We start from the raw sequence: 23,863 nt of genomic DNA, 5'->3' as shown, positions 1-23,863 counted from the left end.
AGTGATCGAGGTGGTCAGGGCGCCCAAGGTGCCGCCGGCCGAGCTTCCTCCTGAGGAGCGGTACAAGAAGGCCAAGGAGATCTGCTTCGATCTCCTGGCCGCTCGGCCGCGGACCCAGGAAGAACTGCGGCAGGCGTTGCACCGCAAGGGGTTCGACGAACAGACCTGCGAAACCCTGCTCGGCAAGCTCGACCGCGCGGGGTTGGTCAACGACGAGGAGTTCGCCCAGCTGTGGGTGAAGTCCCGGCACGCGAACCAAGGCCTGTCCCGCACCGCGCTGGTGGCCGAGCTGCGGCGCAAGGGCGTCGACGGCGAGGTCGCCGCGCAGGCGGCCGGCGAGGTCGATCGCGAGTCCGAGGAGCAGATGGCCAGGGAACTGGTCCGCAAGCGCCTCGGCTCGCTCGGCAACGTCGACGAACAGACCGCCCTGCGGCGGCTGCTCGGCTTCCTCGCGCGCAAGGGTTACCCGCAGGGGCTGGCCTACACCGTGATCAGGGAGGAACTCCGCGCGTACGGCGCGGAGTCCACCCTGCTCGACGACGCGGTCATCGACTGACCGCACCGGCGGCGGCTCGGTGGTTGCGGCCCCGGATTGGCGGGGTGGGCTGGTGGCTTGGATGGTGTGGCGCGGCCGGCTTTGTGGCGGCCACGGTCGCGGGTGACGCCCAGGCCGGTGTGTGAACCGGCCTGGCGGCGTGCGGGAGCGGTTCGGGCGGTTGGTCATGCCCGGCCTGACGCTGCGGCTGTGCGGCGGCAGGCGGGCGGCTCGAGCGGCGCGGCCGGCTTCGCGGTGGCCACGGTCGCGGTGACGCCCGGGCCGGTGTGCGACCACCGGCCTGGTGGAGCGGTTCGGGCGGTTGGCCTGACGCTGCGGCCGGGCGGCGGCCGTGAGGTGTGCGAGTGCTGGTGCTGGGCAGCGGCCGCCGAGCACCAGCGTCCGGGGCCGGTTGGTCAGTGGCGGACTTCGCCCCTCTGGCGCGCTCCGAATTCCTTGGTGGCAAAGGAAACTTGGTTCTCGCCGGTCTGGTCCGGACGGCGGGCCGACGGCACCCTCCTGTCCGAGCGGTGCTTGCGGACCGCCAGCAGCAGCAACGCGAGCAGCGCCATCGCGATGCACGTCACCACCGCCGTCAGCAGCAGGAACTCGTTCAGCTGCCCGGCCGCCAAGTACGCGCCCAGCGCCACCGCGACCAGGGCGCACACCGCTCGGTCCACAATGGACTCCATGGACAGGAGCGTCGCACGGTAGCGGGAATCCGGGATGGAGTCGTTCAGCAACTGCTTCTGGACCGGGAACGCGATCCCCGTCGCCACCGCGAAGACGCACAGCAGCACCACCGCCGGGAAGGAACCGGCGAACACGATTGCTCCGAGGCACAGCGCCATCACCATCGTCAGCGTGAACACCGAGCCCACCGGGCCGATTGCGCGGCGGAGCCGGTGGGGGCGGGCCGCTCCCAGGGCCTCGAAGACCGTCATCGCGGCCAGGACCGCGCCGTACCAGTTCACCGGTACCGTCTTCGACTCCAGGATCGGCTGGAACAGGTTCACCTGGCAGATGCGCACCAACGTGAACATCGCGACGCCCTGCACCATCAGCAGCACCAGCCAGCGGGACGACCTCAGCGCGGACAGCGCGCCGCCGACTCCGGCGACCAGGGATGCCGTCTTGCCCGTCACTCGGCGGCCGCCCGGGATCGGGGGGAGCTTGAGTGCGAAGACGAGGGCGATGGCCGCGTTGATCGCCGTCAGCCAGTACGGCGAGGGGAGGCTCCAGGACATCAGCAGGCCGATCACCGGCCAGAACACGATCTTGCCGACCAGGCTGTACGCGCGGCCGACGCCCTCCACACGCAGGTAGTGCTCTCCCTCGCCGGACGCGTGCAGGTACTCGTACAGGTACGCGCTCTGCGCTCCGGACACCAGCGAGCGGGCCAGGGCGATCAGGACGAAGTGCACCAGGAACCCGGTGTACGAGCCCAGGAACACCGGCACCAGGTTCGCCGCCACCAGCACGCCGGCGCCCGCCGTCAGGGACGTGCGGTAGTCGAAGCGGTCGGCGAGCAGGCCGGTCGGGATCTCCAGCAGGCAGAACACGACGTAATAAATGCTCTGGATGCCGAAGATCTCGCCGTCGGACAGGCCGATGAGCTTCTGGTACGAGTAGAAGATCGGTACCCACAGCAGCAGGCCGAAGAAGAACTGGAACCCGTAGGTCAGCCGGACGGCGCGCTGAACGGCGGGTTTCGCGGGCAGACGGAGGCCCAGCATGATCGTGTCTCCCGGGAAGTCAGGCCGAATAGGGGCGCAGCTGCACGAGGTGGAGGTGCTCGCCGTCGGCGAGCCACTCGATGTCCACCGGTGCGTCGAACGTGTAGTCGGGCGAAAAATGGCCCTGCAGCAGGCGGCCGGCGATCGCCAGCCGTTGCAGCTGGTCGTGGGCCCGCGCGTCGAGGTCCGTGGGCGCGTCGCCCAGTGACAGCGTGCGGCCGCCGCCCTCGACCGTCGAGTACAGGTACTGCATCGGCAGGGCCGAACCGTCGACGACGTCCGTCACGCGCGGCGACACGTTGACGTACACCGTGCGGAAGTCCGCGCGGTTCATCGGGTTCGTCGTCACCAGCACCCCGCCGAAGTCCGCCGCGACCTGCTCCTGGATCACCACACCCATGTAGCACTCGTCGAGGGAGATCCCGGCCTGCTGCCGCAGCCGGACGCTGCGCACCGACACCAGCGACGCCCAGACCTCCTTGACACTGGCGAAAATCCGCTCGGCCGTCGTGACGTGGTTGTGCGACTCGTAGATCCCGGCGGCCGAGAACCCGGCGAGGTCCTCGGCGTTCGACGAACTGCGCACGACGAACGCCCGCACCCCGGCCAACTGCGACACCAGCGCGGAGTCGATCTCCCCGGCGAGCGCGCCCGGCAGGCGTGCCGACCGGATCAGGCCCTGCAGCTCGACGCACAGCGGCTCGATCTCGCGTGCGTCCAGCTCGAGGGCCATCTTCAGCTTGCCGATGGCCTGCTGGATCCGCGGCGACGACTCCAGGAACCGCCGCTGCAGCGAGAACGGCAGCGCGATCCCGCGCGGCACGCGGACGTGCTCGTCGAGCAGCCGGCGGACCGCCGCCGCAAGGTCGGCGTCGAGCGGGACGTCCAGCAGCCGGGCCAGGTACGGCAGCAGGTTGTCCCGCGGCGGCCGCGGCACCCGGTAGAAGCCGAGCAGCCGCTGCGATCCGTGCGCCAGCACGTGGTGCAGCTCGCCGAGGTTGGCCGCCTTGGTGCCGTAGCGGTGCCGGTCGGCCGCGCGCAGCCGGGCGAGGTTCACGATCGGGCTGTGCTCGGCTTCCGGCTGCTCCAGGGTGACGCGCTGGGCGTACCAGGACGGCGGCGCCGCGTCGGCCGGCTCGTCGACCTCGCGCAGCGACAGAGCCTGCGCGTCCACTGTGTACTCGACCCACTTGCCGTCGAGCCCGCGGCGTTCGACCTCGGCCAGCGCGCCGAGCTGGACGGCGTTGGGGATCTGCCAGCCGGTGGCGAGGACGTTGGTGTGCGACAACGGCGTCGTGTGCCGGGCGTTGAGGATCCCCGCCAGCCGCGGGATGTCGTCGGGCACGCGGTCCATCACGATGATGTCGGTCCAGTCCAGCGTCGCGGCCCGGTACTCGGCCTCGCTGCGGAACGCGCGCAGCCGCCCGACCGCCGTGCCCGGGTTCAGCGGCACGAACGGCGCCGTGGAGAACAGCTCGTGCGCGAAGACGCGCGGCAGCTCGCCCGCCGGGATCTCCCGGACGATCCGCTCCTGCAGCTGGTTGGCCGGCTTGAACAGCAGCGGGAGCGACGGGTCCACGTACTGGGCGACGAAGGCGTGGAATTCCCGGATCAGCGCGGCCGGCATGGTGTCGACCTCGACCGTCTCCAGCGAAAGCATCTGCGGGTGCAGCGCGAGAATGCCGAGCAGGAACCGCCGGTCCGGCGCGTGGTAGAAGGCCTCGTTGTACGAGTCGATCTCGGCGCGCACGCGTTCTTCGCCGACGCCGAGGATCTCTTCCCCGATATAGATCGCGTGAAAGGAATGTCGCGCGTTGTTCAGAAAGTGGATCTTCGCCTGCTCGCGGTCGACCACGACCTTGACGAAGGAATAGCCGCCGAGAGTGCCGCCGAGCTGGTGAAGTGCGGACACCGAAAGGCGTTCGCCGACAAGGGCGGCGACGGCCTCGGGGGCAGGACTGGGCGCGACCACGCTGGTCAGGGACACGGATTCTCCTCGCTGGAAATAGCGAAGAGAAACGATAACAGCTCGGTAAATGTCCCACCAGTGCGGTGAATGCGCCATTCAGCGGAACACCCCGGTTTTTCGAGACCGGCGCCACACCCGCTCGGAGCACCGTTCCAGCGCGCTGGAACGGTGCTCCCGGAATGCGGACGTGTATTCCGCCGTTCGGGTACGGCGGTGACGCGGAGTGATTTCCGCTACAGCGCGGCGGCCTCCGCGGCCAGCTTCTCGATCGTCGCGGGGTCGAGGGACGCCGTCAGCCACGAGCCGCCGATGCAGCCGACGTTCGGCAGCGCCAGGTACGACGGCGCCGAGGCCACCGTGATCCCGCCGGTGGGGCAGAAGCGCAAGGACGGCAACGGACCCGCGATCGACTTCAGGTACGCGACGCCGCCGGACGCCTCCGCCGGGAAGAACTTCAACGCCGTCAGCCCGCGCTCGGCCAGCCGCATCGCCTCCGACACCGTGCTCGCGCCGGGCAGGAACGGCAGCCCGGACTCGAAGCACGAGTCGACGACCGAGTCCGTGCAGCCCGGCGTCACGAGGAACTTCGCACCCGCGTCGGCCGCCTGCTTCGCGTGTTCGGGCGCGGTGACGGTGCCGGCGCCGATGACGATCTCCGGCACCTCCGCGGCGACGCGCTCGATCGCGGACAACGCGGCCGGGGTGCGCAGGGTCAGCTCGATGACCCCGATCCCGCCGGCGAGCAGGGCCCGGGCCGTGGGCACCGCGTCGGCGGCGTCTTCGATCACCACCACGGGCATCACGGGGGACAGCTCGAGCAGGTCCTGACCGGTGGTCACTGACCGACCTCCTGTGTTGTGAAAGCGGGCGTTCCGAAGTGCTCCGGCGTCAAGCCGCCGAACACCGATGCGCCCTGGTCAGCGGGGCCGACGGCACGGCGCAACGCGGCGAACAGCTCTCGGCCGGTGCCGGTCCAGGATGCTTCCGACGGCGGCGAGTCCACAAGCTCGCGCCGGGCGAGTTCTTCGTCACCGACGAGCACGTCGAGCGAGCCCGAAGCGGCGTCGAGGCGGATGACGTCGCCGTCCGCGACGCGGGCGATCAGGCCGCCCGCCGCGGCTTCCGGTGTCACCTGGATGGCCGCCGGGATCTTGCCCGACGCGCCCGACATCCGGCCGTCGGTGAGCAACGCCACGGCGTGCCCGCGGTCCATGAGCACGCCCAGCGCCGGGGTCAGGCCGTGCAGCTCCGGCATGCCGTTGGCGCGCGGGCCCTGCTGCCGGACCACCACGACGACGTCCCGGTCCAGCTCGCCGGCCTCGAACGCGGTCTTGAAGTCCTCCTGCGTGGTGAACACCCGGGCCGGCGCCTGGACGACGCGGTGCTCGGGCGCCACGGCGGACACCTTGATCACCGCGCGGCCGAGGTTGCCCTCGACCATCCGCAGCCCGCCGTCCGCGGCGAACGGGCGCCACGCCGGGCGCAGGACCTCTTCGTCGAGGCTGCGGGTGGGCACGTCGCGCCAGACCAGCTCGCCCTCGGACAGGATCGGCTCGGCGCGGTAGCGGTGCAGCCCGAACCCGGCCACCGTGTGCACGTCTTCGTGCAGCAACCCGGCGTCGAGCAGCGTGCCGACCAGGAACTGGATGCCGCCGGCGGCGTGGAAGTGGTTGATGTCGGCGCTGCCGTTCGGGTAGACCCGCGCCAGCAGCGGCACGACCGCCGAGAGGTCGGAGAAGTCGTCCCAGGTCAGCTGGATGCCCGCGGCGGCGGCGATCGCGACCAGGTGCATCGTGTGGTTGGTCGAGCCGCCGGTGGCCAGCAGCGCGATGACGCCGTTGACGAACGCCTTCTCGTCGAGGATCCGCGAAACCGGCGTGTACTCCTCGCCGCGCGAAATCGCCACGACCCGCCGCCCGGCCTCTTCGGTCAGCGCCCGGCGCAGCGAAGAACCCGGCTGGACGAAGCTGGCGCCGGGCAGGTGCAGGCCCATCACCTCGACGACCATCTGGTTGGAGTTGGCCGTGCCGTAGAAGGTGCAGGTGCCGGCGGAGTGGTACGACGCCGCTTCGGCGTCGAGGAGGTCTTCGCGGGTCGCGAGGCCCTCGGCGTACAGCTGCCGGACGCGGGCCTTCTCCTTGTTCGGCAGCCCGGAGTTCATCGGGCCGGCGGGCACGAGGATCGCCGGCAGGTGCCCGAACGACAGCGCCCCGATCAGCAGGCCGGGCACGATCTTGTCGCAGACGCCCAGCAGCAGCGAGGCGTCGAACATGTCGTGCGACAGCGCGATCGCCGTCGACATCGCGATGACCTCGCGGCTGAACAGCGACAGCTCCATGCCCGCGCGCCCCTGCGTGATGCCGTCGCACATGGCCGGGACACCGCCGGCGAACTGGGCGACACCCCCGGCGGAGCGCACGGACTTCTTCAGCCACGCCGGGTACTCCTGCATCGGCTGGTGCGCCGAAAGCAGGTCGTTGTAGGACGACACGATCGCGACGCCGGGAGCGCGCGCGGCCCGCAGCGCCTCCTTGTCGACGCCGTCCATCGCGGCGAACCCGTGGGCGAGGTTGCTGCAGGCCAGGCCGCGGCGCACCGGGCCTTCGGCATACGCTGCGGCCGTGCGGTCGAGGTAGGCGGTGCGGGTCGCGGTGCTGCGCGCGGCGATCCGCGCGGTGACTTCGGCGACGACCGGGTGCAGCGGGGTGGCGGGGGTGGGGCTCATGTCCGGCTCCGGATCACTGGTGTGGGGTGGTCCGCGGGACGGCAGCGCTGGCGCCTCTGGGTCGTGACTCTGGCCACACTACCTGCCGCGAACCGCGAATCAAAATCGATTCAGAAGATCGTCCCCCGTGAGCCCGGCCACACTTCTCCTTGGCTAATGTGCTACTTGTCACACTGCACGACGAGCGGCAGAGTCGGTACTGGCGAGTGATCGCCGTCCGGCCCCGCCCGCCCCACCGACCCGGGAGGCATGATGTCCACCTCCGAAATCGCCGAGCTGCGGCGAACCATCGGCCAGCTCCGGCAGTGCGTCGGCGCACTGCGCTCCCGCTACGGCGACGCGTCGGCGGTGCGCCGGCTCGCCAACGACGTCGAGCGCCTCGACATCGACACCGCGGACCTCGACGGCGTGCCCCTCGCGGTGCCCGCGCAGGCGAAGGCCGCGGAGCGCGTCCCCGTCCCCGACACCCCTTACGATCCGGCGCTCTGGCACGGCGCCGATGACGAAGGCGTCGGCGGCTACAAGCGCGACCAGCGGTGAGCGCTCCCGCTGACAACGGCGTCGGCACCGGCGTCCGGGCCCCCAAGCGGGCCCGGATCGCCGAGCGCACCCTCCGCACGGACCGGTGGTGGCTGCAGCCGCTGCTGACCGTGCTCGGACTGTCGGCGTTCATCGTCTACGCGACGGTCCGGTCGTTCGTGCGCACCGCCTACTGGGTGCCCGACTACCACTACCTGACGCCGTTCTACTCGCCGTGCCTGTCCACCTCCTGCGTCGAGGGCTCGAGCCACTTCGGCCACTGGTTCGGCGACCTGCCCGGGTTCATCCCGCTCGGCTTCGTCGTGCTGCCGTTCCTGCTCGGGTTCCGCCTGACCTGCTACTACTACCGCAAGGCCTACTACCGGTCGGTGTGGTTCTCCCCGCCCGCCTGCGCCGTCGCGGAACCGCACGCCAAGTACACCGGCGAGACGCGGCTGCCGCTGATCATCCAGAACGTCCACCGCTACTTCTTCTACGTCGCGCTGATCGTCTCGCTGATCAACACCTACGACGCGATCACGGCGTTCCACGGCAAGACCGGCGGCTTCGGGTTCGGGCTGGGCAACATCATCCTGCTCGGCAACGTGGTCCTGCTCTGGGCGTACACGCTTTCCTGCCATTCGTGCCGGCACGTGACCGGCGGCCGGCTGAAGCACTTCTCCAAACACCCGGTGCGCTACTGGATCTGGACCAAGGTCTCGAAGCTCAACACCCGCCACATGGCGCTGGCCTGGACGACGCTCGGCACGCTCGTGCTGACCGACTTCTACGTCATGCTCGTGGCCAGCGGCGCGATCGCGGACCTGCGGTTCGTGAACTAGTTCTCTCGACAACAGACGTCCCCAGTTCCGAGGTGGAATCCCTACATGACCGAGGTCGAACGGCACAGCTACGACGTGGTGGTGATCGGTGCCGGTGGCGCCGGTCTGCGCGCCGTGATCGAAGCCCGTGAACGCGGCTTCCGCGTCGCCGTCGTGTGCAAGTCCCTGTTCGGCAAGGCGCACACGGTGATGGCCGAGGGCGGGTGCGCGGCGTCCATGGGCAACGCGAACTCGAACGACAACTGGCAGGTCCACTTCCGCGACACCATGCGCGGCGGGAAGTTCCTCAACAACTGGCGGATGGCCGAGCTGCACGCCAAGGAGGCGCCGGACCGCGTCTGGGAGCTCGAGACGTACGGCGCGTTGTTCGACCGCACCGCCGACGGCCGGATCAGCCAGCGCAACTTCGGCGGGCACACCTACCCGCGGCTGGCGCACGTCGGTGACCGCACCGGCCTCGAGCTCATCCGCACGATGCAGCAGAAGATCGTTTCGCTGCAGCAGGAGGACTTCGCCGAGACCGGGGACTACGAGGCCAAGATCAAGGTCTTCGCCGAGTGCACGGTCACCGAGCTGCTCACCACCGACGGCAAGATCGCCGGTGCGTTCGGCTACTGGCGCGAGAGCGGCCGGTTCATCCTCTTCGAGGCACCCGCGGTCGTGCTCGCCACCGGCGGCATCGGCAAGTCGTTCAAGGTGACGTCGAACTCGTGGGAGTACACCGGCGACGGCCACGCGCTGGCCCTGCGGGCGGGCGCGAAGCTGATCAACATGGAGTTCGTCCAGTTCCACCCGACCGGGATGGTCTGGCCGCCGAGCGTCAAGGGCATCCTGGTCACCGAGGGCGTGCGCGGTGACGGCGGCGTGCTCAAGAACTCCGACGGCAAGCGGTTCATGTTCGAGTACGTGCCCGACGTCTTCAAGGGCCAGTACGCCGAGAGTGAAGAAGAAGCCGACCGCTGGTACACCGACCAGGAGAGCAACCGGCGCACACCGGACCTGCTGCCGCGCGACGAGGTGGCCCGCGCGATCAACTCCGAGGTCAAGGAGGGCCGCGGCTCCCCGCACGGCGGTGTCTTCCTCGACATCGCCAGCCGGCTGCCGGCCGAGGAGATCCGCAAGCGGCTGCCGTCGATGTACCACCAGTTCAAGGAGCTGGCGGACGTCGACATCACCGCGGAGCCGATGGAGGTCGGCCCGACCTGCCACTACGTGATGGGCGGCATCGAGGTCGACCCGGACACGGCCGGGGCGAGCGTGCCCGGCCTGTTCGCGGCCGGCGAGTGCTCGGGCGGCATGCACGGCTCCAACCGGCTCGGCGGCAACTCGCTGTCCGACCTGCTGGTGTTCGGCCGCCGCGCCGGGCTGGGCGCGGCCGAGTACGTTTCCGGTCTCGAGGGCAGGCCGGCCGTGCTCGAGTCCGATGTGGACGCCGCGGCGAAGATGGCGCTCGCGCCGTTCGACCCGCCTGCCGGTGCCTCGGCCGAGAACCCCTACACCCTGCACACCGAGCTGCAGCAGTCGATGAACGACCTGGTCGGCATCATCCGCAAGGCGGGCGAGATCGAGCAGGCGCTGGTGAAGCTCGCCGAGCTGCGGGAGCGGATCCTGCGCGTCACCGTCGAAGGGCACCGGCAGTTCAACCCCGGCTGGCACCTCGCGATCGACCTGCGCAACATGCTGATGGTCAGCGAGTGCGTCGCCAAGGCGGCGCTGACGCGGACCGAAAGCCGGGGCGGGCACACGCGCGACGACTTCCCGGCCATGGAAGCGAACTGGCGCAACAAGCTGCTCGTGTGCTCGGCGTCCGACGGCGACAACCCGGTGGTGCCGGACATCGACGTCGAGGTGAAGGAGCAGGTGCCGCTGCGGCAGGACCTGCTGGAGCTGTTCGAGTTCGGCGAACTCGGGAAGTACTACACCGATGCGGAGCTCGAGACGCACCCCGGGAGCAAGGCATGAGTTACAAGGCGAGTTTCCGGGTCTGGCGCGGCGACGCCGACGGCGGCGGGCTGCAGGACTTCACGGTGGAGGTGAACGAGGGCGAGGTCGTCCTCGACATCATCCACCGGCTGCAGGCCACGCAGGCCGCGGACCTCGCCGTGCGCTGGAACTGCAAGGCGGGCAAGTGCGGCTCGTGCTCGGCGGAGATCAACGGCCGCCCGCGCCTGCTGTGCATGACGCGGATGTCGACGTTCACCGAGGACGAGGTGATCACGGTGACGCCGATGCGGACGTTCCCGGTGATCCGCGACCTCGTCACCGACGTGTCGTTCAACTACACGAAGGCGCGTGAGATCCCGTCGTTCACCCCGCCGGCGGACCTGAAGCCGGGTGAGTACCGGATGCAGCAGGTGGACGTCGAGCGCTCGCAGGAGTTCCGCAAGTGCATCGAGTGCTTCCTGTGCCAGAACACCTGCCACGTGGTGCGCGACCACGAGGAGAACAAGGAGGCCTTCGCCGGGCCGCGGTACCTGATGCGCATCGCCGAACTGGAGATGCACCCGCTGGACGTCGCGGACCGCCGGGACGCGGCCCAGGACGAGCACGGGTTGGGGTACTGCAACATCACGAAGTGCTGCTCGGAGGTGTGCCCGGAGGGGATCCACATCACCGACAACGCGCTGATCCCGATGAAGGAGCGCGTCGCGGACCGCAAGTACGACCCGATCGTGTGGCTGGGCAACAAGCTCTTCCGCCGGGACAAGTGATCCACCGCCACCTGGCATGGTGGAGGCATGGAAATCGCGCTGCTGCCGCCGTCCGCGGCGGACGACGGGGCGGTGATCGCCCGGATCACCGCCCTCGTCAACCAGGTCTACGCCGAGGCCGAGAAGGGGCTCTGGCGGGAGAGCACCGATCGGACGTCGGCCGGCGAGGTGGCCGGGCTCGTGGCCGCGGGGGAGATCGCCGGTGCCTTCCTCGACGGTGACCTCGCCGGGGCCGTGCGGATTCAGCGGCTCGACGACGTCACCGGCGAGTTCGGCATGCTCGCCGCCGACCCGGCGCGGCGGGGGACCGGGGTGGGGCGGGAGCTCGTGCGGTTCGCCGAGCGGGCGTGCCGGGCGGCCGGGTGCCGGGAGATGCAGCTAGAACTGCTCGTGCCGCGGGAGTGGACGCACCCGTCGAAGCAGTTCCTCGCCGAGTGGTACGGCCGGCTCGGCTACCGCGTGACGCACCGCGCCGACCTCTCCGAAGACTATCCGCACCTGGCGCCTTCGCTGGCCACGCCGTGCGATTTCCTCGTCTACCGCAAGGAGCTCGCGTGACGGTGCTCGCCGGGGCGCGGGTGTTCGATCCCGAAACCGGGGAAAGCACCCGTGCGGACGTGCGGCTGGACGGCGACCGGATCGCCGAGGTGGGCCGGGGGCTGGACGGCCCGCGCGTCGACTGCTCCGGGGGATTGCTGATCCCCGGGCTCATCGACTGCCACGTGCACGTGGCTTTCCCGCGGCCCGAGCCGTTGCCGCGCAGTGCGCGGATCCTCGAAGCCGTGCCGGTGCTGCGGAGGCTGCTGACGCGGGGGATCACCACCGTCCGGGACGCCTGGGGTGCCGACGCCGGGCTCAAGCACGCCCTGCGGGAAGGGTGGATCGCCGGGCCCGACCTGCTGATCAGCCTGCGTCAGCTGTCGCCGACCGGCGGGCTCGGCGACGAGTGGGAGCCGCCCACCGGCGCGGTCGACCCCTACGGTGACCCGTCGCTGCCCGACCCGCTGTTCGACGGGCCGGACGCGGCGCGCGCGGCCGTCCGCCGGATGGTGCGCGCGGGTGCCGACTGGATCAAGGTCGGCGCGAGCGGTGCGCTGCGGGCGGTGCGCTCGGGAGCCGACGTCCGGCCGACCGACGACGAGCTCGCCGCACTGGTCGACGAAGCGCGCCGTGCCGGCCGGGACGTGCTGGCGCACGCGCACACCGGCGCCGCCGTCGTTTCGGCCGCCCGGGCCGGGGCGCGCAGCATCGAGCACGGCACCTTCCTCGACGACGACGCCGTGGCCGCGCTCGAGAACGCCTGGTACGTGCCGACGCTGGCCCCGATCAGCGACAGCGAGTTCGCCGAGACGCACCGCCGCTCGCTCCGGCTCGCGGTGGAAGCCGGTGTCCGCGTGGCCGCCGGTTCGGACCTCGCCCCGCGTCCCCATGTCGACTTGGCGACCGAGCTGCGGTTGCTGGCCGCGGTGCTCGGCGAGGCGGCCGCCCTGAAGGCGGCCACCTCCGAAGCGGCCCGGCTGCTCCGGCTCGACGACGACCGCGGCCGCGTCGAGCCGGGCTTGCGTGCCGACCTCGTGCTGCTGGACGGCACGGAGCTCGACGTGACCGACCTGCCCGGACGGATCCGGGCGGTCTGGCACGACGGGGAGCGGGTCAGCGCAGTGAGCTGAGCAGGGCGTTCCAAGCGGGGCTGGGGACCGTGAGGTGCCCGGCGGTGGGCGCCTTCGAGTCGCGGACCGCGGTGGTCTCCGGAGTCAGGGCCACCTCCACGCAGGTCTGGTGTTCCTGGCCTTCACTGTGGCTGCTCTTGAACCAAGTCCGCTCGCGGGCCACCCTCGATCACTCCCTCAGGCGTTCGTACTCGTCCGCGAACCGGACGAGCCACTCTCGCGATTGTCCCTCGGAAAGGGCCACTTGTTCCAGCCGCGTGAGGAGAATGTAGAACGCCTCCACCGCGATGCGGTCGTCTACGAACAATCCGGCGGTGTAGGTCTCTTCGTAGACCACCGGTGCGTGCTCGGGGAACTCCATGACCGTGAAGGTCGTGCTCAGCACGCGGAACGTGGGATCGGACTCGGGCACCACCCGGATGACGCAGTGCGGGAGGTTCGCGGTCAGCACGAGGTTCTGCAGCTGTTCGTGCATGAGCGCCGGACTTCCGACGACCGAGCGCAGAGCGCGCTCGTGCACGAAAAAGGTGCAGGTCGGAGGGGTGTGGCGCTGCAGCAGCTGCTGCCGGTCGACGCGGGCCCGCGTGAGCACGCCGAGCCTGCCGGAGGTGTAGCGCCCGGTGAGTTCGAAACACGTGCGGACGTACTCCTCCGTCTGCAGCATCCCGGGGATGGCGGCCGGGCTGTAGTAGACCATCGAACGCGCGAGGTTTTCCTGGATGATGAGGGACTTCATCGGGTCGACGAGCTTGTCGAAGTAGGGGCGCACCCAGTACAGGTCACCGGGCGGCTTGGCCAGCTCGATCAGCCGCGCGCGTTCGGCCGCCTTCGTGCCGCAGTTGGCGAGGTAGATGGCGGCGTCGATCGGGGAGATGCGCCGGCCGTTCTCCCAGGCCGACACCTTGGACGCCGACCAGTCCGCGCGGCGGGCCAGCTCGCGCAGGGTCATCCGTTTCAGTTCGCGCTGGGTCTTGAGTTCGCAGGCCATTTCCCGGGTGCGTACCGTGCTCTTTTCGGTCATGCCACGGACGGTAGAGGGGACCTCCGACAAAACGCCGCTCGCCGCGCGCGGATTCACCGCAAGGAGGTCGCTGTTCCGCCTGTGTGACAATGGAAGCGGCCCGCGAAGCGCCGCGAAGCAGCTTCGCGAGTGAAGCTGCTTCGCGCTTTCTTAAGCGATATACGAAATGACCATTTGGAATCGACGGGCGGCCGGTGTTGAATGCAGTCATGGCTGAACCGAAACCGCGGGACCTGTCCGCCCTGCTGCTGACGCTGACCGTCGTCACCGGGGTGGTCGACGCCGTCAGCTTCCTCGGGCTGGGGCGGGTCTTCGTCGCCAACATGACCGGCAACGTCGTGTTCTTCGGCTTCGCGGCGGCGGGGGAGACGACGCTGTCGGTGCTCGCGTCGCTGACCGCCGTGCTCGCGTTCCTGGCCGGTGCGCTCGCCGGTGGGCGGCTGGCCCGGCGCGACGACGACCACGACGCCCTGCGGCAGGCGACCGCGGTGCAGGCGGCGCTGATCGCGGTCGCCGTCGTGCTGTCGGCGACCCTGGGCGGCGCCGGCCGGCTGGGCAGCGAGCTGCTGATCGTCGTGCTCGGGCTGGCGATGGGCCTGCAGAACGCGGCCGTCCGCCGCATCGGCGCGCCCGACCTGACGACGACGGTGCTGACGATGACGTTGACCGGCTTCGCGGCCGACTCGAAGGCCGCCGGCGGGCCGGGGTCGCACCCGCTGCGGAAGGTCGCCGCCGTCGGTGCGATGCTCGCCGGGGCCTTCGCGGGCGGGCTGCTGCAGCTGCACGTCGCGATGTGGGCCGCGCTGGCGGTGGCGCTGGTGCTGGTCCTCGGGGTGCTGGCCGTGCTGTCGCGGAAAATCGTTCGTTAGCGGACGGTTTCGCGGCTACAAAGGAGTTCTCGGCTACTTCGAGGGGGAGCAGGGATGACCTACGGAAGCGTGCGGATGTACCGGCGGGACTGGTCACCGGAGCAGGTGCACCGCCGGGTGGACTCGCTCGCGGCGGCCGGGATGGTGCTGGGGCACGTCCGCACCGGGCGGATCACCGCGCTCAGCGGCGAGTGGGAAACCTGCGGCGAGCAGGTCGAGATGGACCGGGAAGGCCTGCTCGCCGCCATGATCGGGCTGAAGAAGTCGTTCACCTTCCAGTACTGGATGGCCGACGACGAGGACGCCGACGTCACCTGCACGCTGACGCGGCTCGGCGAAGTGGTGGTCGAGGACTACGACCTCGACGGCTTCGGCGGCCCGGTGTACCGGAAGGGGCAGGACACGGTGATCCGCCCCTTGCTGGCGGAGTTCCGGGCGACCGGGCCGGCCGCGGTCGGGCTGGTCGTCGACCGCTGGGGGCCGGCGCTGGACACCGACCTCGACGACATCGTGACCGGCGGCCCGACGCCGGTCACCGTGACCCCGGAACTGATGGTGCTGCGGCCGGAGATCGCCCGCCGGCACTTCGAGCCGCGGAGCCTGGTCCCGTTCGGTGACTTCCTCGCCCGCGACGCGGACGGGATCCTCGCGCTGGCCGTGGATTAGGGCCCGGTTCAATCCGGCCGCGCCGGCGGATGCCGTCCGCGAGCCGGCGTTCAGTCCACAGTGGCGGGCGGCCGGGCTTCTCGCCGACGGGCAGCAGCGGTGCCAGGATCGCCCACTGCGCGTCGGTCGGATCGGCTCGCCGCCGCCACGCCGGGCGCGAGGTCTCCGGTGTCGTCGATCGGTCTACCGGAGGCTTTGTCCAGCTGATCCAAGGACACGCCGAACCCCACAACGCCGGCCGGCGAATCAAGAGCCCAGTGCGCGGCCGCCGTCGACGAGGAGGCGCTGGCCGGTGACGAAGCCCGCCTCCTCGGAGGCGAAGAAGCTCACCGCCGCGGCCACTTCCTCCGGGGTGCCCAACCGGCCCGCCGGCACCGACGCCCGGTACTCCTCCCGCTCGGCCTCCGGGACCTCCGCGTGGCGCTCCACCGGGATGAACCCGGGCGCCACCGTGTTGACCGTGATGCCGTCCGGGGCCAGTTCGCGGGCCCAGGCCCTGGCCAGGCCGATCTGGGCGCTCTTGGCCGTCGCGTAGGCCGAGCGGCCGGGTGGCGGGCGGTCCGCCACCTCCGAGTCGACGTGCACGATGCGACCGTGGCCGCGGGCGCGCATCCCCGGCAGCACCGCGTGGCCCAGCAGCACCGGGGACCGCACGAAGAAGTCCAGCTGGGCCAGGTGATCCGGCCAGTCGACCGACGACACCGGCGCCTCCGGCTGGGGGCCGGTCGCGTTCAGCACCAGCACCCCGATCGGGCCCAGCAGCGCCGTCACCGCGTCGACCAGGTCGCCGGCCTGGCGCCGGTCCGTGACGTCCGCGGCGAACGCCGCCGCGCGGCCGCCCTCGGCGAGGATGCTCTCCACCGCCGTCTTGAGGTCGGCGTTGTCGTGGCGGCCGTTGACCGCGACGGCGAACCCGTCGCGGGCCAGCCGGCGAGCGATCACCCGGCCGAGCCCGCGGGAACTGCCGGTCACCAGTGCGACACCCATGCGCCCGACGCTAGGGGACACCCGGGGACACGACAAGGCCCCCGGGACGTGTCCCGGGGGCCTCGAACGGGTGACTCAGGTGCCGGCGGAGACGAGAGCTGCCTCGCCCGTGGCCGGGGGTGCCGCCACGATCTTCTTGTTGCGGCGGTTGCGCCGCTCCAGGTACGTCGCCAGCGCCGTGAGCAGCAGGCACATCACGACGTAGATCGCGGTCGCCACGATCGTCGACGGCACGATCGGCCGCCCGAACGTGCCCTGCGAACCGATGTAGCGCGCGTAGTACAGCAGCTCCTGGTAGGTGATGATGAAGCCGAGTGCGGTGTCCTTCAGCAGCACGACGAGCTGGCTGATGATCGTCGGCAGCATCGCCCGGATCGCCTGCGGCAGCAGGACCAGGAACATCACCTGGGTCTTGCGCATGCCCAGCGCGTACGCGGCTTCGCTCTGGCCTTTCGGCAGCGACTGGATGCCCGCGCGGAACACCTCGGCGAGCACCGAGCCGTTGTACAGCGTGAGGCCGAGGACCACGCCGAGGAACGGGCTCGTCGGCACGCCGACGGTCGGCAGACCGAAGTAGAACAGGAACATCAGGATCAGCGCCGGGATGGCGCGGAAGAACTCCACGACGAACCCGGCGACCCGGCGGATCCACACGTGGTCGGACAGCCGGCCCGCCGCGAAGATCGCGCCGAAGATCAGCGCGAGCACCGCGGCGGCGGCGAACGCCTCGACCGTCGACAGCACCGCGTTGCCCAGGTCGCGCTGCACCTGCGCGTACTGCAGCCACTCCCACTTGCGGGCGGTGAACTGGCCGCTGTCGTAGAACCGCCACCCGATGTAGGCGACGAACGCGACGACCACGAGCGAGCCGACGACCGCGTACGTGCGGTACCGCAGCCGCGCCTTCGGCCCCGGGACGTCGAACAACACGTTGCTCATCGGGCCACGCTCCAGCGCTTCTCCAGGCTGCGTTGGACGAACGACAGCACGGCGACCAGGATGATGAAGCCGAGCGCGACCCACAGCAGGCCGATCAGCTGGTTCTCGCCGCGCTCGGACAGGTACGAGCGGATCGCGCCCGCCTCGGCGACCGAGAAACCGGCGGCGATGGTGGTGTTCTTCAGCAGCGCGATGAGGGTGCTGATCAGCGGCGGGACGACCGAGCGCAGCGCCTGCGGGAGCACGACCTGGCCGAGGATCTGGCCGAAGGTCAGCCCCAGCGCGCGGCCGGCCTCGGCCTGGCCGACCGGCACGGTGTTGATGCCCGAGCGCACGACCTCGCAGATGAACGCCGAGGTGTACACGGTCAGGGCGGTCACGGCGGCCGGGAAGTAGTCGAGCTTGACGATGTCCAGCAGCGGGTAGGCGAACACGAAGAACGCGAACACCAGGGTGAGCGGCGTGTTCCGGGCGACCGTCACGTACGCCGTGCCGACGGCGCGGAAGACGGGGACCGGGCTCACCCGCAGCATGGCCAGGACCGTGCCCCAGATCAGGCTGCCGACGGCCGAGAGCAGGAACAGCTCGATCGTGGTGAGGAAGAACGGACCGAACAGGTCCAGGTTGTTGAGCAGGACGTCCATGGAGCCTTCCCCGCGTCCGTGGTCAAGGGGTGGATGGAGAAGGCCGGTGGACCGGGAAGCCCGATCCACCGGCCGTCACGCGAGCGTCAGTACTTTTCGAGGGTCGGCTTCTTGGCGGCCGAACCCGACTTGCCGAGCGTCGCGTCGTAGATCTTCTGCCAGGTGCCGTCGTCCAGCGCCTTCTGCAGGATGTCGTTGACCTTGTCGCGCAGGACCTTGTCGTCCTTGTTCAGGCCGATGCCGTACTTCTCCGTGGAGAACGTCTGGCCCACGACCTTCAGGCTGTCCGGGTCCTGCGACGCGTAGCCCTTGAGGATCGCGTCGTCGGTGGTGACCGCGTCGACGTCCTTCGACAGCAGCTTCTCGACGCACTGCGAGTACTTCTGGAACTCGACGATGTTGGCCGGCTCGGTCAGGTTCTCCGAGCGGACCTTCTGGATCGGGGTCGAGCCGGTGACCGAGCAGACCTTCTTGCCCTTGAGGGTGTCCTTGCCGGTGATCGAGCTGTCGTCCTTGCGCACCAGCAGGTCCTGGCCGGCGATGAAGTACGGGCCGGCGAAGGAGACGAGCGCCTTGCGCTTGTCGGTGATCGAGTAGGTGCCGACGTAGTAGTTCACGTCGCCGTTCGCGATCGTCTGCTCACGGGCACCCGAGTCGACCGTGCGGAAGGTGATCTTCTCCGGGTCGAAGCCGAGGCCGGCCGAGACGAGCTTCGCGATCTCGATGTCGAAGCCGCCGAACTTGCCGGTCGTCGGGTCCTTCAGGCCGAGGCCCGGCTGGTCGTCCTTGGCGCCGACGGTCAGCGCGCCCGCCGACTTCATCTTGGCGAACACCGGGGAGCCGGCCAGGTCGACGCCGGTCGCCACCGGGTAGCTCAGCGCGGCCGGGGCGTTGGTGCCGCTCTGCTCGCCCGAGCCCGGCGTGGTCGGCGTGCCTTCCTTGCCGCAGGCGGTCAGCGTGGTCAGCGCCAGGCCACCGGCGAGCAGTCCCACCGCGAGGGTGCGGATCCTCATGTGAATCTCTCCTGTGTGTCGTCACCCGGACGCCGACGGCGCCGCGGAACGTTCGATCTCAGTGGGTCAGGATCTTGCCGAGGAAGTCCTTCGCGCGCTCGCTCTTCGGCGCGGTGAAGAACTCTTCCGGCGTCGTGTCCTCGACGATCTCGCCATCGGCCATGAAGATCACCCGATCGGCTGCCCGCCGGGCGAAGCCCATCTCGTGGGTGACGACGAGCATCGTCATGCCGTCCTTGGCCAGGCCCGTCATCACGTCGAGGACCTCCTGGACCATCTCCGGGTCCAGCGCCGAGGTCGGCTCGTCGAACAGCATGACCTTGGGCCGCATGGCCAGCGCCCGCGCGATGGCGACGCGCTGCTGCTGGCCACCGGAAAGCTGCGCCGGGTACTTGTCGGCCTGGTTGGCGATGCCGACGCGTTCCAGCAGCTCCATCGCCGTCTTGCGGGCGTCGGCCTGCGAGGTCTTGCGGACCTTCACCGGCGCGAGCATCACGTTCTCGACGATGGTCTTGTGCGCGAACAGGTTGAACGACTGGAACACCATGCCGACGTCGGCCCGCAGCGCGGCCAGTGCCTTGCCCTCGGCGGGCAGCGGGACGCCGTCGACGGCGATCTCGCCCGAGTTGATCGGCTCCAGCCGGTTGATCGCCCGGCACAGGGTCGACTTGCCCGAGCCCGACGGGCCGAGCACCACGACGACCTGGCCGCGAGGCACCTCGAGCGTGATCTCCCTGAGCACGTGCAGGTCGCCGAAGTACTTGTTCACGGCGGACGCCTTGATCATCGGCGCCGCCACCTCCGCGGTCATCTGGCCTCCCGGGTCGTTCGTGCAATTCGGGCATGGGTCACCACGCGATGGGCGAGAACCTACCGTTGTCGTACCGGCTGGCAAGGCCGCTTGAGCAATACTTAGGGTTTCAACTGAGTATCGATGTCCATTTTGGGGGGTGTCCACCCGGGGTCACGGAGTGTGACCGTCCGGGTGGCCGGTGCGGGGGCCGCCCGGACGTCCTAGAGTTCGCCGTACCGGCCGGTGAAGCAGGTCACCATGGGAGGCGGACGGGTGCGGGTGCTGCTGGTGGAGGACGACGACCGGGTCGCGGGTGCGCTCATCCCGGCGCTGACCCGCCGCGGCCTGGCGATCGCCCGGCTCGCCACCGGCGCCGGTGTGCTCGACCGGGTGCACGAGGTCGACGTCATCCTGCTCGACCTCGGCCTGCCCGACATCGACGGCGTGACGCTGTGCCGCCAGATCCGCGCGGTCAGCGACGTCGCGATCATCGTCGTCTCGGCACGCGGCGAGGTCGACGACCGGATCCAGGGCCTGCGCGCGGGCGCCGACGACTACCTGGTCAAGCCCTACGACGTCGAGGAGCTGCTGGCGCGGGTCGAGGCCGTGCGCCGCCGCCGCGGGGAGCACCCGGCCGCCGAGCCGGTGGTGATCCGGGTCGGGGACGTCACGGTCGACGTCTCCCGGCACGAGGTGCTGGTCGACGGCAAGGCCGTGGCGCTGTCCCGCAAGGAGTTCCAGGTGCTGGCGCTGGTGGCGGGCGCGCGCGGCGCGGTCTGCTCGCGCGAGCACGTGCTCACCGAGGTGTGGGGCCACCGCGGCCCGGCGGAGAGCCGGTCGCTGGACGTCCACGTCGCGACGCTGCGGACGAAGCTGGGCCGCCCGGCGCTGATCGAGACCGTCCGCGGGGTCGGGTACCGGCTCGGCGGCCAGGTCGCCCGGAGCTGAGCGTGCGCGTCCGGCTGCAGGGCATCGTGCTGACGCTGGTGGCGTTGCTGGTGTTCGGCCTGGGCATCCCGCTGGCCGCGAGCATCGCGGCCGGCGCGCAGCAGGACCTGTTCCTCGACCGGCTGACCGACACGGCCCGGTTCGCGTCGCTGGCCCAGCGGCCGCTGCTCGACAACAAACCGGGGCTGATCGAGCCGGACCTGACCCGCTACAACGAGGTCTACGGCGTCCGGGCGGCGGTCGTCGACCAGGACGGCAAGCTGTTCGCCTCGTCGGCCGGGCCGTGGATCGACCTCAAGGCCGAACGGCTCAGCGGCCCGGTCCACGAGGCGCTCGCCGGCCGCCGGTCGCAGCCGGCCGGCGTGCTGATGCCGTGGGATTCGACGCCGCTGGTGCTGGCCGAGCCGGTGCTCGCCGACGGTGAGGTGCACGGCGCGGTGCTGACGGTGTCCGACACCGGCTCCGAGCGGGCGGACGTGCTGTGGTGGTGGCTGCTGCTCGCCGCGGGCGGGATCCTCGCCTTCACCCTCGCGCTGGCCGTGGCGATCCCGGTGGTCCGCTGGATCCTGCGGCCGGTGCACCGGCTCGACGACGCGACGGGCGCGCTGGTGGCGTCGGTGGTCAGCGGCCGGGAGGCCGAACCGGTGGGGGAGAGCGGCGGACCGCCGGAGCTGCGGCAGCTCGGCCGGTCCTTCGACCGGATGGCGTCGAGCGTGTCGGGCGCGCTGGCGGCGCAGCGCGCGTTCGTCGCCGACGCCTCCCACCAGCTGCGCAACCCGCTGACGGCGTTGAAGATCCGGCTGGGCAACCTCGAAGGCCACGTCGACGACGAGCCGGCGGCCGCCGACCTGGAGGCGGCCAGGGTCGACGCCGGACGGCTGCACCAGATCCTGGACGGGCTGCTGTCGATGGCCCGCGCGGAGGCGTCGGGCGGCGAGCTGGACCCGGTGGTGCTGGACGAGGCGGTGGCGGACCGGGTCGCGGACTGGTCGGTGGTCGGCGAGGCCCGTGACGTCCGCCTGGTCGTGGAGACCTCCGGCGACGGTGCCCGGGTGTGCATGCCGCCGCGGGGCGCGGAGACGATCCTGGACGCGCTGCTGGACAACGCGCTGAAGTTCACCGCGTCCGGTACGGAGATCCTCGTCGCGGTCCACCGGGAGAACGACCGGGTGCGGCTGTCGGTGCGCGATCACGGGCCGGGACTGCGGCCGGACGAGCTCGACCGGGCGCTGGACCGGTTCTGGCGGAGCCCGGCGCACCAGAACGTGCCGGGGTCGGGGCTGGGCCTGGCGATCGTCAGCGAGATCGTCGCGCATTCGGACGGGGAGCTGGAGCTGGAGCTGCCCGAGGGCGGCGGGCTGCGGATCTCGATGGTGTTCCCGGTGGCTTAGGTCTTCTGGGACCGGTAGTACCGCAGCGCGCCCGGGTGGAGCGGGATCGGCTGGGTCTCGATGCCCGGGTGGACGTCGATCGACAGCGCCGCCGAGTTGGCGCTCGCCAGCGCTCCGCGTGCGTCGAAGAGGCCGCGGACCAGGGCTTCCGCCACGTCGTCGGGCATCGACGCCGGGACCACCAGGAAGTTCGGCACCACCAGCGTCGTCACCGGGAAGCCCTGGTTGTACGTGCTCGCCGGGATCGTCGCGGTGCTGTAGACCTGGCTGCTCGCCTGCACCCTCGGCATCACGTCGGCGAGGTCGAGCAGGTGCAGCTTGCCCCGGTTCTCCGGTTCCAGCAGCTTCGGCGTGGGCAGGCCGCCGGACCAGAAGAACGCGTCGACCTCGTGGTTGCGCAGCGCGAGGACGGAATCGTCGAGGCCGAGGGTGGTCGTGCTGACCGAGTCCCGCAGCCCGAGCAGCCCGAGCAGCCAGTCGGCGATGTACTCGACACCGGACTGCGGTGAGCCGATCGCGATCCGGTGGCCGCTCAGCTGGGACACCGACCGGATGTCGGAGTCGGCCCGGACGACGATGTGCAGGTAGTCGTCGTGGATCCGGGCGAGCGCGGCGAGTTCGGGGTGGGCCCGGTACCGGTCCGCGGCGACGTCGGCCGCGACGAAGGCGACGTCGGCCTGGTGGGCGAGCACCTTCTTGATGTTGTCGGGCGAGCCTTGGGTCTGCAGCACCGCGGGCCGGTCGATGCCCAGGCCGGTCTGCCAAGCGGTGGCGAGGGTCTGGGCGAGCTTGTAGTAGACGCCGCTGGGGTTGCCCGCGGCGATTCGCAGCTTCAGCCCGCCGAAGCCGCTGGTGCAGGCGGTGAGCACCAGCAGGAGGACGGCCGCGATCGCGAGCCCGCGCGTGCGCCTGCTGCTGGTCACGGCCTGATCGTGCCAGATCCCGGGCCCGCCGGGCACCTCACCGGCCTTCGCGCAGCCGCAACACCGCGTAGAGGACGTCGTTGACCGGCGTCGGGACGCCGGCCTCCCGGCCGAGCCGCACCACGGAACCGGTCCAAGCGTCCAATTCGGACGGACGACCGGCGGCGATGTCGCGCTGCATCGACGTCGTGCCCTCGGCCGGCTGCCGGTCGACGAACGCCATGGTGGTGGCCACGACGTCGGCGGGCAGGGCGACGCCGGCGGCGCGGGCCAGGCGTTCGACCTCCGCCATCGCGGCCTGCAGCGTCCGCCGGGTTTCGGGGTGCTCGCGCAGCTCGCCGAACGTCGCGCCGGTGACCGCGCCCAGCCCACCGGCCGGGGCGATGAACAGGAACTTCGCCCACAGCTCGGCCCAGATGTCCGCCGGGACCGCGGAGGGGATTCCGGCGGCGGCGAACGCGGCGCGGATCCGCTCGGCCCGCTCGCTCGGCCGGTTGTCCCATTCGGCGAAGTCGAGCGAGCCCGGGCCGCCGACGTGCCGGATCACGCCGGGTCCGTCGAGGGCGGCGATCACCTTCGCCACGCCGGGGAGGACGGCGTCCTTGCCCAGCGTCCGGGCGGCCTGCGCCGGCGCGTCGACCCCGTTCTGCAGGGTGATCACCGCCTCCGTGCCCGACGGCAGCGCGGCCACGGCGTCGTCGAGCTGCCGCGTCTTGACCGCCAGGAGGACGGCGTCGGCGGCGCCGAGCTCCGCGGGGTCGCCGGTGGCGTGCACCCGCCGGGTCGTGGCCGTCCCGTCCGGGCCGGCCACGGTGAGGCCGCGCTCGCGCAACGCCGTGAGGTGCTCGCCGCGGGCCAGGAAGGAGACGTCGTGTCCGGCGGCGGCGAGCCGGGCCCCGAAGAACCCGCCCAGGCCGCCCGCGCCGATGATCGCGAATTTCACCGGACTCACGTTACCGGTT

The 23,863-nt window shown here is 70.8% G+C and carries 24 protein-coding genes; 11 read left to right on the top strand and 13 right to left on the bottom strand.

The window, feature by feature from the left end:
- The first annotated feature begins 28 nt into the window (after nucleotides 1-28).
- Nucleotides 29-556, top strand: coding sequence for a regulatory protein RecX (locus ACWEGE_RS19745; protein WP_449662024.1), 528 nt, complete (start codon nucleotides 29-31; stop codon nucleotides 554-556).
- A 395-nt stretch (nucleotides 557-951) separates the two neighbouring features.
- Here the strand turns inward: ACWEGE_RS19745 and ACWEGE_RS19740 are convergent, their stop codons facing one another.
- From ACWEGE_RS19740 to edd, 4 genes are all read right to left on the bottom strand, one after another.
- Nucleotides 952-2,271 (bottom strand): MFS transporter, encoded by a 1,320-nt coding sequence (locus tag ACWEGE_RS19740; RefSeq protein ID WP_449661892.1) that lies wholly within the window; start codon nucleotides 2,269-2,271, stop codon nucleotides 952-954.
- 19 nt (nucleotides 2,272-2,290) lie between these two features.
- A complete protein-coding gene (locus ACWEGE_RS19735; protein WP_449661891.1) occupies nucleotides 2,291-4,258 on the bottom strand; it encodes a PEP/pyruvate-binding domain-containing protein in 1,968 nt (655 codons plus the stop codon).
- Between the two features lie 215 nt (nucleotides 4,259-4,473).
- Nucleotides 4,474-5,079 (bottom strand): bifunctional 4-hydroxy-2-oxoglutarate aldolase/2-dehydro-3-deoxy-phosphogluconate aldolase, encoded by a 606-nt coding sequence (gene eda, locus ACWEGE_RS19730; RefSeq protein WP_449661890.1) that lies wholly within the window; start codon nucleotides 5,077-5,079, stop codon nucleotides 4,474-4,476.
- Entirely contained in the window at nucleotides 5,076-6,965 is a 1,890-nt protein-coding gene (gene edd, locus ACWEGE_RS19725; RefSeq protein ID WP_449661889.1) for a phosphogluconate dehydratase, read from the bottom strand. The genes eda and edd overlap by 4 nt, the downstream gene beginning before the upstream one ends.
- A 252-nt stretch (nucleotides 6,966-7,217) precedes the next feature.
- Between edd and ACWEGE_RS19720 the strand changes: the two genes are divergently transcribed.
- Genes ACWEGE_RS19720 through ACWEGE_RS19695 form a run of 6 tightly spaced genes read left to right on the top strand, consistent with a single transcriptional unit; the run spans nucleotide 7,218 to nucleotide 12,707 of the window.
- Entirely contained in the window at nucleotides 7,218-7,505 is a 288-nt protein-coding gene (locus ACWEGE_RS19720; protein WP_003054488.1) for a hypothetical protein, read from the top strand.
- Complete coding sequence (locus ACWEGE_RS19715) at nucleotides 7,502-8,326, top strand: hypothetical protein (RefSeq protein WP_449661888.1); 825 nt, start codon at nucleotides 7,502-7,504, stop codon at nucleotides 8,324-8,326. The genes ACWEGE_RS19720 and ACWEGE_RS19715 overlap by 4 nt, the downstream gene beginning before the upstream one ends.
- A 45-nt stretch (nucleotides 8,327-8,371) precedes the next feature.
- Nucleotides 8,372-10,288, top strand: a complete 1,917-nt coding sequence (locus ACWEGE_RS19710) for a fumarate reductase/succinate dehydrogenase flavoprotein subunit (protein ID WP_449661887.1) — start codon at nucleotides 8,372-8,374, stop codon at nucleotides 10,286-10,288.
- The gene (locus ACWEGE_RS19705; protein ID WP_043783250.1) at nucleotides 10,285-11,037 is read left to right on the top strand and encodes a succinate dehydrogenase/fumarate reductase iron-sulfur subunit; all 753 of its coding nucleotides are present in this window, start codon (nucleotides 10,285-10,287) and stop codon (nucleotides 11,035-11,037) included. Before ACWEGE_RS19710 ends, ACWEGE_RS19705 begins: the two co-directional genes overlap by 4 nt.
- 27 nt (nucleotides 11,038-11,064) lie before the next feature.
- The gene (locus ACWEGE_RS19700; protein ID WP_449661886.1) at nucleotides 11,065-11,595 is read left to right on the top strand and encodes a GNAT family N-acetyltransferase; all 531 of its coding nucleotides are present in this window, start codon (nucleotides 11,065-11,067) and stop codon (nucleotides 11,593-11,595) included.
- Nucleotides 11,592-12,707: an amidohydrolase family protein gene (locus tag ACWEGE_RS19695; RefSeq protein WP_449661885.1), complete on the top strand. Its 1,116-nt coding sequence runs from the start codon at nucleotides 11,592-11,594 to the stop codon at nucleotides 12,705-12,707. Before ACWEGE_RS19700 ends, ACWEGE_RS19695 begins: the two co-directional genes overlap by 4 nt.
- Here ACWEGE_RS19695 and ACWEGE_RS19690 read toward each other — a convergent pair.
- Nucleotides 12,691-12,801, bottom strand: a complete 111-nt coding sequence (locus tag ACWEGE_RS19690) for a DUF397 domain-containing protein (RefSeq protein WP_449662023.1) — start codon at nucleotides 12,799-12,801, stop codon at nucleotides 12,691-12,693. The genes ACWEGE_RS19695 and ACWEGE_RS19690 overlap by 17 nt on opposite strands.
- 75 nt (nucleotides 12,802-12,876) lie before the next feature.
- A complete protein-coding gene (locus ACWEGE_RS19685; RefSeq protein ID WP_449661884.1) occupies nucleotides 12,877-13,728 on the bottom strand; it encodes a helix-turn-helix domain-containing protein in 852 nt (283 codons plus the stop codon).
- Between the two features lie 209 nt (nucleotides 13,729-13,937).
- On the opposite strand from ACWEGE_RS19685, the gene ACWEGE_RS19680 reads away from it, so the two are divergent.
- Both ACWEGE_RS19680 and ACWEGE_RS19675 read left to right on the top strand, forming a co-directional pair.
- Entirely contained in the window at nucleotides 13,938-14,597 is a 660-nt protein-coding gene (locus ACWEGE_RS19680) for a YoaK family protein (protein ID WP_449661883.1), read from the top strand.
- Between the two features lie 54 nt (nucleotides 14,598-14,651).
- Entirely contained in the window at nucleotides 14,652-15,263 is a 612-nt protein-coding gene (locus ACWEGE_RS19675) for a hypothetical protein (RefSeq protein ID WP_449661882.1), read from the top strand.
- Between the two features lie 246 nt (nucleotides 15,264-15,509).
- Here the strand turns inward: ACWEGE_RS19675 and ACWEGE_RS19670 are convergent, their stop codons facing one another.
- From ACWEGE_RS19670 to ACWEGE_RS19650, 5 genes are all read right to left on the bottom strand, one after another.
- On the bottom strand, nucleotides 15,510-16,250 hold the full coding sequence (locus ACWEGE_RS19670) for an SDR family NAD(P)-dependent oxidoreductase (RefSeq protein WP_449661881.1): 741 nt from the start codon (nucleotides 16,248-16,250) through the stop codon (nucleotides 15,510-15,512).
- Between the two features lie 75 nt (nucleotides 16,251-16,325).
- Complete coding sequence (locus ACWEGE_RS19665; RefSeq protein ID WP_449661880.1) at nucleotides 16,326-17,189, bottom strand: amino acid ABC transporter permease; 864 nt, start codon at nucleotides 17,187-17,189, stop codon at nucleotides 16,326-16,328.
- Nucleotides 17,186-17,833, bottom strand: a complete 648-nt coding sequence (locus ACWEGE_RS19660) for an amino acid ABC transporter permease (protein ID WP_449661879.1) — start codon at nucleotides 17,831-17,833, stop codon at nucleotides 17,186-17,188. The genes ACWEGE_RS19665 and ACWEGE_RS19660 overlap by 4 nt, the downstream gene beginning before the upstream one ends.
- Nucleotides 17,834-17,919: 86 nt before the next feature.
- The gene (locus ACWEGE_RS19655) at nucleotides 17,920-18,846 is read right to left on the bottom strand and encodes a glutamate ABC transporter substrate-binding protein (protein ID WP_449661878.1); all 927 of its coding nucleotides are present in this window, start codon (nucleotides 18,844-18,846) and stop codon (nucleotides 17,920-17,922) included.
- Nucleotides 18,847-18,904: 58 nt separating this feature from the next.
- The gene (locus tag ACWEGE_RS19650; protein WP_449662022.1) at nucleotides 18,905-19,633 is read right to left on the bottom strand and encodes an amino acid ABC transporter ATP-binding protein; all 729 of its coding nucleotides are present in this window, start codon (nucleotides 19,631-19,633) and stop codon (nucleotides 18,905-18,907) included.
- A gap of 279 nt (nucleotides 19,634-19,912) precedes the next feature.
- Between ACWEGE_RS19650 and ACWEGE_RS19645 the strand changes: the two genes are divergently transcribed.
- Both ACWEGE_RS19645 and ACWEGE_RS19640 read left to right on the top strand, forming a co-directional pair.
- Complete coding sequence (locus tag ACWEGE_RS19645; RefSeq protein ID WP_449662021.1) at nucleotides 19,913-20,587, top strand: response regulator transcription factor; 675 nt, start codon at nucleotides 19,913-19,915, stop codon at nucleotides 20,585-20,587.
- A gap of 2 nt (nucleotides 20,588-20,589) precedes the next feature.
- Nucleotides 20,590-21,978 carry a sensor histidine kinase gene (locus ACWEGE_RS19640; protein WP_449661877.1) on the top strand — a complete coding sequence of 463 codons (1,389 nt, stop codon included), beginning with the start codon at nucleotides 20,590-20,592 and terminating at the stop codon, nucleotides 21,976-21,978.
- Here ACWEGE_RS19640 and ACWEGE_RS19635 read toward each other — a convergent pair.
- Both ACWEGE_RS19635 and ACWEGE_RS19630 read right to left on the bottom strand, forming a co-directional pair.
- Nucleotides 21,975-22,901: a TAXI family TRAP transporter solute-binding subunit gene (locus tag ACWEGE_RS19635; RefSeq protein WP_449661876.1), complete on the bottom strand. Its 927-nt coding sequence runs from the start codon at nucleotides 22,899-22,901 to the stop codon at nucleotides 21,975-21,977. The genes ACWEGE_RS19640 and ACWEGE_RS19635 overlap by 4 nt on opposite strands.
- 37 nt (nucleotides 22,902-22,938) lie before the next feature.
- Nucleotides 22,939-23,844: a 2-dehydropantoate 2-reductase gene (locus tag ACWEGE_RS19630; RefSeq protein ID WP_449661875.1), complete on the bottom strand. Its 906-nt coding sequence runs from the start codon at nucleotides 23,842-23,844 to the stop codon at nucleotides 22,939-22,941.
- Nucleotides 23,845-23,863: the final 19 nt, after the last annotated feature.

The organism is Amycolatopsis sp. NPDC004747 (assembly GCF_053601335.1).
This window is presented reverse-complemented; position numbering and strand designations above follow the sequence as displayed.

Excerpts from the sequence above, each read along its gene's own strand:
- ACWEGE_RS19740 (WP_449661892.1), bottom strand. The coding sequence starts at position 2,271 with ATGCTGGGCCTCCGTCTGCCCGCGAAACCCGCCGTTCAGCGCGCCGTC.
- edd (WP_449661889.1), bottom strand. The coding sequence starts at position 6,965 with ATGAGCCCCACCCCCGCCACCCCGCTGCACCCGGTCGTCGCCGAAGTC.
- ACWEGE_RS19720 (WP_003054488.1), top strand. The coding sequence starts at position 7,218 with ATGTCCACCTCCGAAATCGCCGAGCTGCGGCGAACCATCGGCCAGCTC.
- ACWEGE_RS19710 (WP_449661887.1), top strand. The coding sequence starts at position 8,372 with ATGACCGAGGTCGAACGGCACAGCTACGACGTGGTGGTGATCGGTGCC.
- ACWEGE_RS19705 (WP_043783250.1), top strand. The coding sequence starts at position 10,285 with ATGAGTTACAAGGCGAGTTTCCGGGTCTGGCGCGGCGACGCCGACGGC.
- ACWEGE_RS19700 (WP_449661886.1), top strand. The coding sequence starts at position 11,065 with ATGGAAATCGCGCTGCTGCCGCCGTCCGCGGCGGACGACGGGGCGGTG.
- ACWEGE_RS19685 (WP_449661884.1), bottom strand. The coding sequence starts at position 13,728 with ATGACCGAAAAGAGCACGGTACGCACCCGGGAAATGGCCTGCGAACTC.
- ACWEGE_RS19680 (WP_449661883.1), top strand. The coding sequence starts at position 13,938 with ATGGCTGAACCGAAACCGCGGGACCTGTCCGCCCTGCTGCTGACGCTG.
- ACWEGE_RS19675 (WP_449661882.1), top strand. The coding sequence starts at position 14,652 with ATGACCTACGGAAGCGTGCGGATGTACCGGCGGGACTGGTCACCGGAG.
- ACWEGE_RS19670 (WP_449661881.1), bottom strand. The coding sequence starts at position 16,250 with ATGGGTGTCGCACTGGTGACCGGCAGTTCCCGCGGGCTCGGCCGGGTG.
- ACWEGE_RS19665 (WP_449661880.1), bottom strand. The coding sequence starts at position 17,189 with ATGAGCAACGTGTTGTTCGACGTCCCGGGGCCGAAGGCGCGGCTGCGG.
- ACWEGE_RS19660 (WP_449661879.1), bottom strand. The coding sequence starts at position 17,833 with ATGGACGTCCTGCTCAACAACCTGGACCTGTTCGGTCCGTTCTTCCTC.
- ACWEGE_RS19655 (WP_449661878.1), bottom strand. The coding sequence starts at position 18,846 with ATGAGGATCCGCACCCTCGCGGTGGGACTGCTCGCCGGTGGCCTGGCG.
- ACWEGE_RS19650 (WP_449662022.1), bottom strand. The coding sequence starts at position 19,633 with ATGATCAAGGCGTCCGCCGTGAACAAGTACTTCGGCGACCTGCACGTG.